This window comes from Rhizobium sp. OAE497, from assembly GCF_040546565.1.
Classification (GTDB): domain Bacteria; phylum Pseudomonadota; class Alphaproteobacteria; order Rhizobiales; family Rhizobiaceae; genus Rhizobium.
Map to the genome: position 1 here is coordinate 518,846 of NZ_JBEPOA010000002.1, position 9,595 is coordinate 528,440.

Here is a 9,595-nt window from a genome sequence, read left to right on the forward strand (position 1 = left end):
CTTTAGAGGGTGGCGCGCAAGGAGAAGAAGATGGAAGCAGCCGCACCACCGCTGAGGGTCCAGGGGGAACAGCGGCTCTACCAGATCGTCGCGCGGCGCATCGCCCGGATGATCGAGGCGAATGTCAAGAATCCCGACTGGCGCATGCCTTCCGAGCGCGAGCTTGCGGAGGAGCTCGAGGTCAGCCGCCCCGTCGTGCGCGAGGCGGTGATCGCGCTCGAAATGCGCGGCCTCGTCGAAGTGAAGGGCCGCGCCGGTATCGTCGTGCTGCCGGTGCGCGGCAACCAGGTGAATTTCGACAAGATCAATGCCGATGCCGGGCCGGGACCGTTCGAGTTACTGGAAGCCCGGCTTGCGATCGAATCCAGCGCTGCGGCGATGGCTGCCGAGCGGGCGACGAATTACGATATCGCGGTGCTGGAAGAATGCATTGCGCAGATGGAACACGAGACCGATGTCACCCTGCTCAACGAAAAGGGCGACCGCGATTTCCACATGACCATCGCACGGATGACCGGCAACGCGATCATCGTCTCGATCGTCGAGGCGCTCTGGGTGCAGCGCGACGAGTCGCTGATGTGGAAGAAGCTGCATGAGCACATTCACGCACCCAGCGTACGGCCGCTGTGGATCGGCGATCACCATGCGATCCTGACGGCGCTCAAACTGCGCAATCCCGACGCCGCCTACAAGGCGATGGCCCGCCATATCCGCAATGTCAGCAACGAGCTGATGGAAGCCGACGAACGCGGCCGCTTCGCGCCTGACGTGATGCAGGCCGATGAGGGCAAGACGCGGTAATCAAAGCGAAGACGTAAGCCCAAAAAAAAGCTCCCGAGGCAAGGCCCGGGAGCTTTCTCAATGGAGCGATCCGCCTTTAGCCGCCAGCGCGCAGCGGCCCGAGATTGAGCGATGCGCTGTTGTAGGCCGGGCGCGGCGTTGGCAGGACGACGCGGGTGGGCGGGGTCAGGACATCGGCGGCGGGCTGCAGCTGTGGTGCCTGCAGGGTCTGGGGTGCCGGCTGCGCCTGGAATTGCATCTGCATCTGCGAGGCCTGCGGCAGCGAGCCTGTGGAGGCGGGCTGGAGGGCCAGGGCGGGTGCGGGCGCGGCTTCGCCGGGCATCGCGGCCGGGACCGGGCCGGTCTCCGGCAGCAGGATTTCGAACGGCGCCGGGCCATCCGGATCAGCGGCGGCGACCTGCGTATAGGCGACCTGCGTCGAAGGCGGCGGCGGGGCGCCGACGGCAGGCGCTGCCGGGGCCGGCTGCGGAGCGGCGCTATACTGCTCGACGCCGGCGAACTGGACGGCGCCCGAGCGCTGGTCGTTGGAAACGTAGTTCATCGCCACTTCATAGGAAGGCATCGGCGCCGGCGTCTGCAGTTCGCCGTCCTTGCCGCGCTTCTCGTAGAAGACGTTGCCGCCGGCGGCGGTGACATAATGCATGTTGCCATAGGGGAATCTCAGCCCCTCGGTATGGAAGAACATCGCTTCCTTGACGCCTGGATGGCGGGCGCCGCGCAGAATGTCGTCGGCGGCAGCATCGAGCTGCGGCTCGGCAACCGGCTCGACTGTGCGGGTCAGGACGCCAGGCGCAAACTGCTTCTTCTGGCCGACAACGCCGCAGATGGAATCGGAATAGGCCTGCGAGGTCAGGCGGTTCATCACCACGGTACCGACGGCCATATAGCCATCACGATCCGAATGCTCGGATTCGAAATACATCGCGCGCTTCAGGCACTCGCGGTCCTTGGCGGTGTAATTGTAGGTGACTTTGCCCGGAGCGGCGGCGACGGTCTTCTTCGCTGCGGGTGTTGCTTTGGCATCGAGTGCGTCTGGCTCGTTGGCCGTGCTGCAACCCGTGACGGCCAGTCCTGCGAACAGAATCGCGGAGATGGTTTTGCCCCTCAACGGCAGTGCCTCCCAAGTTTTATCGGTCCAGCCCCAAATCACTCGGCGAGACGTTGTACCTCACGTTCCCGATTATGCCAAACACATTTCGTGATCGGCTTTTTTAAGGCAGCTTGGCAAACAAGTCGTTAAGCAGCGGCTTTTTTCGCAATCGTGGTCGTGCATCCAGAGGCTTCGAGGGCGGCCGCTGCTACCTCGATGAACAGTCTGCGGAACCAGACGGCCCGGCTATCGGCCTGGTCGACACGGCGATACAGCATGGAGACAGGATCGGCCGGAATGTCGAAAGGCAGCCTGGCGATCGCCAGTCCGTGCAGCTGCGCCATGCAGCGGGCGATCGCTTCGGGCACCGTGGCGATCGCCGGCATTGCCTTCAGCGCCGTCGGCAGCGCCGAGAAGCGGGGCACGCTGGCGGCAACCGTCCGCTTCTGGCCGATGCGGGCAAGCGCGATGTCGAGCGTGGTCGCCGCCACGTCGCTGTCATAGGCGATCGTGATATGCGGGTTGGCGACGAAATCGGCGAGCCCGAGCGGCGCCTTGAGACGCAACTGAGTGGGGTCGTAGATCGACATCGAGCACTGCTCGAACAGCGGCTCGCGCACATGCCAGGAGGCCGGTTCGCCATGGACGGCGACACTGAAGTCATAGGCGCCGTCATCAAGAAGCTTTGCCGCCTCTCGCTTTTCCGAGGCGACGCCGATCAGCTTCGCACCGGGCGCCAGCTGCCGCAGGCGCGCCGCCAGCGGGCCGAAGAAGGCGGTCTCGAGATTGTCGCACATGCTGATGCGGAACTCGCCTTCATAGATCGCGGGATCGAAGGCGGCGGGCGGGCGGATGGCCTTTTCGATGCAGGTGAGCGCCTCCTCGATGACCGGCGCGATCGACAGCGCCCTCGGCGTCGGCTGCAGGCCGCGCCCGACGCGCACGAAAAGTTCGTCGTTCAGCGCCTCTCGCAACCGCTTCAGGGCGGCTGAAAGCCCGGGCTGCCCGAGCAACAGCCGTTCGGCCGCGCGGCTGACATTGCGCTCCTGCATCAGCACCGAGAAGGCGAGAAGCAGGTTTAGGTCGATCTTTCTGAGGGTCGCATCGTTTATCATTATCAGTAATACCTGCCATGGGTACTATCAATTTTCAATAGGATTAGGAGATGGTCATTTTCTCGTTCCCTGCCGCTTCCTCCCAACCGCGGCAGCCGAAAGGAACGATTTCGATGACACTCTCCCAATCGCCAAGGGGCGCGGGGCTGGCACTGCTGCTGCTCTGCGCCGCCAATTTCCTTGATGCCATGGACGTTTCCACCATCGGCGTGGCGCTTCCCGCCATCCAGGCGGAACTTGGGATGCCGGCCACCTCGCTGCAATGGGCCGTCAGCGCCTATGTGCTGGGCTATGGCGGCTTCCTGCTGCTCGGCGGCCGCGTCGCCGATGTCTTCGGCCATCGCCGCGTCTTCCTCTGGTCGCTCGCTGTCTTCGCCGCCGCCAGCATTGCCGGCGGCTTCGTGGACAGCGGCCCGACGCTGATCGCCGCCCGTCTGATCAAGGGCATCGCCGCAGCCTTTACTGCGCCTGCCGCGCTCGCCCTGCTGCTCTCCGTCTTTGGCGAAGGCAATGCCCGCGCCAAGGCGCTCGGCGTCTTCGCCTCGACGGGTGCCACCGGCTTCGTGCTCGGTATGGTTCTCGGCGGTGCCGCCACGATCATCAGCTGGCGGGCGACGCTCGTCATGGGCGCCCCGGTGGCCATCCTCGCGCTGATCGCCGCTCCCTATGTGCTGCCGCGTGACGTTGCGCTCGGCGGCAAGCGCCCGTCCTTCGATTGGGCCGGCGCGCTCACCATCACCCCCGGCCTGCTGCTCTTCGTCTTCGGCATCACCAATGCCGCCGCCGAGGGCTGGAATGCGGTCCCGACCTGGGGCTCGCTCGTCGCCGCCGTGGTGCTGATCGGCCTGTTCCTGGTCGTCGAATCCAAGCACAAGGATCCGATGGTGCCGCTCGGCATCTTCCGCAAGGCGAAGCTCAGCCATGCCAACCTGCTGGCAGCGCTGTTCCAGGGCGTCTATGTCGGCTTCCAGTTCATCGCCACGCTCTATTATCAGGATGAACTCGGCTGGTCGGCCTTTGCGACCGGCTTCTGCTTCGCCTTCGGTGGCGTCTGCGTCATGGTGCTGGCACCGCGCTTCGCGACGATCGCCCAGAACCGCGGCACCACGGGCCTGATGACACTTGGCGTCGCCCTGCAGGCCTCGAGCTATATCTTCTGGGTGCTGGCTGCCGGCCACGTCAATCCGGTGCTGCTCGTCGCGCTGTCGCAGATCCCGCTCGGCGTCGGTTATGCGATGACCTATCCGTCGGTGCAGGTTGCGGCACTCTCTGATGTCGAGGAAGACAAGTCGGGCCTCGCCTCCGGCCTGCTGTTCGCCGCCTTCCAGATCGGCGGCGGCATTGTGCTCGCAGCAGCCTCCGCCGTCTTCAGCGCCGCCCCGTCGATGGGCTACGACGCCTATACCGCCGGCGTCAGCTTCGTCGCCATCCTCTCGGTGCTGGTGGCCCTCTTCGCCGCTCTCGGTCCGCGCGGCTCCCGTACGGCAGTCCCGGCCGCCTATCAGGCCGCCGAATAGCGAAACCGGCCCGCGCCATCGGCGCGGGTCTCTTCACTCCGCGCCGTTCAAATTCGACCGCAGGCCTTCCAGCAGCTTGCGGATCTCCGTCATTTCCTCGAGCGTGCAGCCGATCGCTTCACCGATCGAGCCCATGATCGTATCGACCTCGCCGCGCATCGCGTCGCCCTTCGGCGTCAGCGATACCAGTACCTGGCGCTCGTCGCGGGAATCGCGAATGCGCTTGATCAGGCCGTTCTGTTCCAGCCGCTTCAGGAGTGGCGAGAGCGTGCCGGAATCGAGGTCGAGCTTTTCGCCGATCGTCTTCACCGGCAATTCCGATTTTTCCCAGAGCACCAGCATGGCCAGATATTGCGGGTAGGTGAGGCCGACCTTGTCGAGGATCGGCTTGTAGGCGCGGGTGAAGGCGTGCGCCGTCGAATAGACCGCGAAACAGAGCTGGCGCTCCAGCTTCTTTTCCTCTGCCGGTATTTCCATCGTCCTTGCCGTCTGCGCTTTCATATCCGTGTGTCCTGTCTCTGCAATTGTCGTCTTTTCAGATTCCGAATGCAATTTGCAAAATTCACTTGCGTACAATTTAATTGCGCATTATATAAATCGCAACCCCAACGCAAAGGAGACTGACATGCCTATCCTCTACACCACCCAAGCATCCGCCACCGGTGGCCGCGCAGGCCGCGCCGTAACCGATAACGGCGTTCTCGACGTCACGCTGACGGTTCCGAAGGAACTCGGCGGCGACGGCGCCACCGGCACCAACCCGGAACAGCTCTTTGCCGCCGGCTACTCCGCCTGCTTCCTGGGCGCTCTGAAATTTGTCGCTGGCCAGCAGAAGGTCAAGATTCCGGAAGACGCGACCGTCTCCGCCAAGGTCGGCATCGGCCCGCGCGAAGATGGCGGTGGCTTCGGCATCGAAGTGGCGTTGACGGTCCACATCCCGGGTCTCGATCGCGAAACGGCTGAAAAGCTTGCCGCTGCCGCCCACATCGTCTGCCCGTACAGCCACGCGATGCGCACCTCGACCGAAGTTCCGGTCACCGTTGCCTGATTGGGTTTTGCCTTCTCCTAGGGAGAAGGGGCGGAGAGCCTCGATGGTGGATGGCTCCGCACCCGGAGCCCCCTCATCCGCTTGCCAGCACCTTCTCCCCGCGGGGGAGAAGGGAGCTAGCCGCACCCGCTGAGTTTCCCCTCTCCCCAGCGGGGAGAGGGCAGGGTGAGGGGGCTCCGGGCCGCAGCCCCCACCATCTCCGAAATTGCATACCTTTTCTTCTGAAATAAAATCGCTATATTCTTTCCAAGGAAAGGATAAGCACATGCCCGTACCAAGCCCTGATCAGGCCCGCTCGACGGCCGAAGCCGCCGTCATCACCAAGGCTGCCGTCAACGCCGCCGACCGCCTCGGCATCAGCGCCAGGACGCTCGCTGCCGTGCTCGGCGTTTCCGAAGCTACCGTTTCGCGCATGAAGCGGCAGGATCATCTGCTGGAGCGCAACAGCAAGCCGTTCGAGCTCGCCATTCTATTAGTGCGCCTGTTCCGCTCGCTGGATGCGATCGTCGGCGGCGACGAGGCGGTGGCGCGGCAGTGGCTGCGCAATGCCAATACGGCGCTTGGCGCCACGCCTCTCGACAAGATCGTCAGCATATCAGGCCTCACCGATGTCCTTGCCTATCTGGACGCCCGCCGCGCTGTCGTCTGAGCTGCGTGCCGTCTCTGGCCGCTTCTGGCGGCTGGTGGAGGCGCAGCATCAGATCTCGACGCTGAAGCTCGTCGATACGCTGGAGGAGCAGTCGCTGCTCGAAAACCTGCTGGAAGAGAGCAAGCCCGCATTACCGCCTGAATGTCAGGGGCTGGATTATCTGCTGGCGACGCCCTTCCGCTATGGCGCGGTCTATCCGCACGGTTCGCGCTTTCGACGGGCAGGGCGCACGCTCGGGGTCTTCTATGCCTCGGAAAAGGTCGAGACGGCGCTGTCGGAAATGGCCTTCTACCGCCTGCTGTTCTTCGCGGATTCGCCTGATACACCGCTGCCCGCCAATGCCGCCGAATATACCGCCTTTTCGGTACCGGTTTCGACCAGGGCAGCACTCGACCTGACTATCCCGCCGCTTGATCGCGACCGCGCGGCATGGACGGACCTGCAGAATTACGAGCCATGCCAGGCGCTGGCCGAAGCCGCCCGCGCGGCCGGTGGCGAAGCGATCCTCTATGAATCCGTGCGCGATCCCCGCAATGGCCGCAATATCGCACTGCTAACCGCCAGCGCCTTCAGCGCCCGCGAACCCGCCGAGCGGCAGACCTGGCGCATCCGGCTGTCGGCTACGGGCGTCCAGGCGATCTGCGAATTTCCGAAGGTCAGGATCGGTTTCTCCAGAGCCGATTTCGGCGCCGATCCGCGCATCGCGCTCTGATCAGCAGAGCGACAGCAGCATCGCGCGCAGGCCGTCGCCATTGGCGCCAGGCAGCTTGTCTTCCAGCATCGCATGCGTGCTTTGCCAGATCGGCACGGCAGCGGCGAGCACCGATTTGCCCTCGGCCGTCAGGCTCAGGAGCCGCGAGCGCTTGTCTTTCGGGCTCGGCGTTACATTTACCCATCCACGGCGCTGCAGCGGCTTTAGAGCGGCGGTCAGCGTCGTCTGGTCCATGGCCAGCAGATTGGCGACCGGCCCCATCGGCGGCGGCTCCGGCCGGTTGAGCGACATCATCAGCGAGAATTGCCCGTTGGTGAGGCCGACAGGACGCAGTGCATCGTCGAACAGCCGTGCGAGCGCGCGCGCCGCCCGCTGAACATGCAGGCAGAGGCAGGTGTCGCGCACCAGAAGCGTTGTGGAATAGGGAATCTCGGCCGAATTTGACATGATCTATTTCTATTGATATCAATCTATTTAGTCAAGCGAAGCAGAACGAAATGCCGGTCCTTGCCGGCCACGCCGGAGGAGGGCGTGCGATCATGCAGAATGCTGTCGTTTCCCGCGAAGAATGGCTCGAAGCCCGCCGCGCCCTGTTGCTCAAGGAGAAGGAAGAGACCCGCCAGCGTGACAAGCTGCGCGCCGAGCGCATGGCGTTGCCCTGGGTCAAGGTCGACAAGGACTACCACTTCGATACGCCGACGGGTCAAAAATCGCTCTCCGATCTCTTCGATGGCCGCAGCCAGCTGATGGTATATCATTTCATGATGGGGCCGGAATGGAAGGAAGGCTGCACCGGCTGCTCCTTCCTGTCCGATCATGTCGATGGCATGCTGCCGCATCTCAACAATCACGATGTCACCTGGGTCGCTGTTGCCCGCGCCCCGGTCGAACGCATCGAAGCCTACAAGAAGCGCATGGGCTGGAAATTTCCCTGGGTCTCGTCGCTGAACAGCGATTTCAACTTCGACTACCACGTTTCCTTCACGCCCGAGGATCTGGCCAAGGGCAAGGTTTTCTACAATTTCACCGAGATCAAATCCGAAGATGCCCATGACGAGCTTCCCGGCATGAGCGTCTTCTACAAGAACGACAAGGGGGAGATCTTCCACACCTATTCCAACTATGCGCGAGGTGGCGAGGAAGCGCTCGGCACACTGATGGTGCTCGATTGCGCCCCGAAGGGCCGCAACGAGACCTCGACCATGGATTTCGTCAAGCGCCACGACGAATACGAGAGCGCCAGGAATGGTCCATCCTGCTGTCACTGACATCTGCCAGCATCATTCAAGCCAACATCATTCAAGGGAGGATGAAGAATGATGGAACCTGCAAAGGTGCGCGAGGAGCATCGGTTTCTCGAAAAGCTCGTCGGCACCTGGAGCGTCACGTCCAACGACATGAGCCCAAACGAGCAATGGACCGAGGTGGTCCGCTCGCTTCACGGCATCTGGTTCGTCGCCGAAGGAAACGGCGACGTGCCGGGTTGCGGCGCTGGAACCACGGTGCTGACCCTCGGCTACTCCGCCTCCAGGGGCAAATATATCGGCACCTGGATCGGCTCGATGATGGATCATATGTGGATCTATGAGGGGGAGATGTCGCCCGATGGCAAGGTGCTAACCCTCTATACTCGCGGTCCTGATTTCGAGTTTTCCGGCGCCGAGCAGGATTACCGCGAACAGATCGCCTTCATAGACGACGACAACCGCACCTTCACTTCATCGGCCAAGCAGGCCGACGGCAGCTGGAAGCAATTCATGCAAGCGCGCTACGCACGCAAGCCGTAATCCCCGGCGCGCGCATGCCTGGTGGAAATAACATCCGATAGTCTGAAAGGGAAAGATCATGGCATCCGATACGCATGGCAAGTTCATCTGGTGCGAGCTGATGACGCCCGATCCGGCGGCAGCTGCAAAATTCTACGGCTCGGTCGTCGGCTGGGCGACCAAGGAAATGCCGATGGGCGAGATGGGCGTCTATACCATCTTCGAGGCCAATGGCCGCGGCGTCGCCGGCATGATGCAGTTTCCGGCCGAGCTCGAAGGACAGGGCATCCCGCCGAACTGGACGGGCTATGTCGCGGTCGATGATGTCGATCAGTCGGCCCGGGATTTCGCCGCCAATGGCGGCAGCGTCCGCCGCCCGCCCGAGGATATCCCGACCATCGGCCGCTTCGCCGTGGTCGCCGATCCGAGTGGCGCCGTTCTCTGCATCATGACGCCATTCCCGATGGAAAACGATGACGGCTGGCGGCCGGACATGGCAACGCCCGGCCATGTCGGCTGGCACGAACTGATGTCCGGCGACTGGCAGCAGGCCTTCGATTTCTATGGTAAGGTCTTCGGCTGGACCAAGGATCACGACTTCGACATGGGCGATATGGGCACTTATCGCATCTTCGCCGAACACGGAAAACAGACCGGCGGCATGATGACCAAGCCGGCCGACATGCCGGTGACTTACTGGGCCTATTACTTCAACGTGCCCGAAATCGACAGTGCGATCGAGCGCGTTACATCGGGAGGCGGCAAGATCGTCTTTGGTCCGATGGAGGTTCCGGGTGGCAGCTGGGTGATCAACGGCATCGATCCGCAGGGGGCCTATTTCTGCCTCGTGGCACCCAGGCGCTGACCTCGTAACAAGGGGTGCCCGGCGACCTCTTA

12 protein-coding genes are annotated in these 9,595 nt (G+C 63.2%); 8 read left to right on the forward strand and 4 right to left on the reverse strand.

The features are described 5' to 3' along the window. Positions 1 to 30: 30 nt before the first annotated feature. Entirely contained in the window at positions 31 to 801 is a 771-nt protein-coding gene (locus ABIE40_RS21965; RefSeq protein ID WP_199625747.1) for a FadR/GntR family transcriptional regulator, read from the forward strand. A 76-nt stretch (positions 802 to 877) separates the two neighbouring features. Here the strand turns inward: ABIE40_RS21965 and ABIE40_RS21970 are convergent, their stop codons facing one another. Continuing rightward, positions 878 to 1,909, reverse strand: a complete 1,032-nt coding sequence (locus tag ABIE40_RS21970) for a cell wall hydrolase (RefSeq protein ID WP_354541107.1) — start codon at positions 1,907 to 1,909, stop codon at positions 878 to 880. 128 nt (positions 1,910 to 2,037) lie between these two features. After that, the gene (locus tag ABIE40_RS21975; RefSeq protein ID WP_199625748.1) at positions 2,038 to 3,006 is read right to left on the reverse strand and encodes a LysR substrate-binding domain-containing protein; all 969 of its coding nucleotides are present in this window, start codon (positions 3,004 to 3,006) and stop codon (positions 2,038 to 2,040) included. Between the two features lie 113 nt (positions 3,007 to 3,119). Between ABIE40_RS21975 and ABIE40_RS21980 the strand changes: the two genes are divergently transcribed. Beyond that, the gene (locus ABIE40_RS21980; RefSeq protein ID WP_199625749.1) at positions 3,120 to 4,523 is read left to right on the forward strand and encodes an MFS transporter; all 1,404 of its coding nucleotides are present in this window, start codon (positions 3,120 to 3,122) and stop codon (positions 4,521 to 4,523) included. A 33-nt stretch (positions 4,524 to 4,556) separates the two neighbouring features. Here the strand turns inward: ABIE40_RS21980 and ABIE40_RS21985 are convergent, their stop codons facing one another. Beyond that, positions 4,557 to 5,024, reverse strand: a complete 468-nt coding sequence (locus tag ABIE40_RS21985) for a MarR family winged helix-turn-helix transcriptional regulator (RefSeq protein ID WP_199625750.1) — start codon at positions 5,022 to 5,024, stop codon at positions 4,557 to 4,559. A gap of 124 nt (positions 5,025 to 5,148) precedes the next feature. On the opposite strand from ABIE40_RS21985, the gene ABIE40_RS21990 reads away from it, so the two are divergent. The 3 genes from ABIE40_RS21990 to ABIE40_RS22000 all read left to right on the forward strand — a co-directional run bounded on the left by ABIE40_RS21990 (position 5,149) and on the right by ABIE40_RS22000 (position 6,932). Further along, entirely contained in the window at positions 5,149 to 5,571 is a 423-nt protein-coding gene (locus tag ABIE40_RS21990; protein WP_130280639.1) for an organic hydroperoxide resistance protein, read from the forward strand. A 265-nt stretch (positions 5,572 to 5,836) separates the two neighbouring features. After that, positions 5,837 to 6,220, forward strand: coding sequence for an antitoxin Xre/MbcA/ParS toxin-binding domain-containing protein (locus ABIE40_RS21995; RefSeq protein ID WP_199625751.1), 384 nt, complete (start codon positions 5,837 to 5,839; stop codon positions 6,218 to 6,220). Then, the gene (locus tag ABIE40_RS22000; RefSeq protein ID WP_199625752.1) at positions 6,180 to 6,932 is read left to right on the forward strand and encodes an RES family NAD+ phosphorylase; all 753 of its coding nucleotides are present in this window, start codon (positions 6,180 to 6,182) and stop codon (positions 6,930 to 6,932) included. Before ABIE40_RS21995 ends, ABIE40_RS22000 begins: the two co-directional genes overlap by 41 nt. Here the strand turns inward: ABIE40_RS22000 and ABIE40_RS22005 are convergent, their stop codons facing one another. Further along, a complete protein-coding gene (locus ABIE40_RS22005; RefSeq protein WP_130280645.1) occupies positions 6,933 to 7,379 on the reverse strand; it encodes a MarR family winged helix-turn-helix transcriptional regulator in 447 nt (148 codons plus the stop codon). Positions 7,380 to 7,471: 92 nt separating this feature from the next. On the opposite strand from ABIE40_RS22005, the gene ABIE40_RS22010 reads away from it, so the two are divergent. Genes ABIE40_RS22010 through ABIE40_RS22020 form a run of 3 tightly spaced genes read left to right on the forward strand, consistent with a single transcriptional unit; the run spans position 7,472 to position 9,563 of the window. Next, positions 7,472 to 8,200: a DUF899 domain-containing protein gene (locus tag ABIE40_RS22010; RefSeq protein ID WP_199625753.1), complete on the forward strand. Its 729-nt coding sequence runs from the start codon at positions 7,472 to 7,474 to the stop codon at positions 8,198 to 8,200. A 48-nt stretch (positions 8,201 to 8,248) separates the two neighbouring features. Then, positions 8,249 to 8,719 (forward strand): DUF1579 domain-containing protein, encoded by a 471-nt coding sequence (locus ABIE40_RS22015; RefSeq protein WP_199625754.1) that lies wholly within the window; start codon positions 8,249 to 8,251, stop codon positions 8,717 to 8,719. A gap of 58 nt (positions 8,720 to 8,777) precedes the next feature. Continuing rightward, positions 8,778 to 9,563 carry a VOC family protein gene (locus ABIE40_RS22020; RefSeq protein ID WP_199625755.1) on the forward strand — a complete coding sequence of 262 codons (786 nt, stop codon included), beginning with the start codon at positions 8,778 to 8,780 and terminating at the stop codon, positions 9,561 to 9,563. Positions 9,564 to 9,595: the final 32 nt, after the last annotated feature.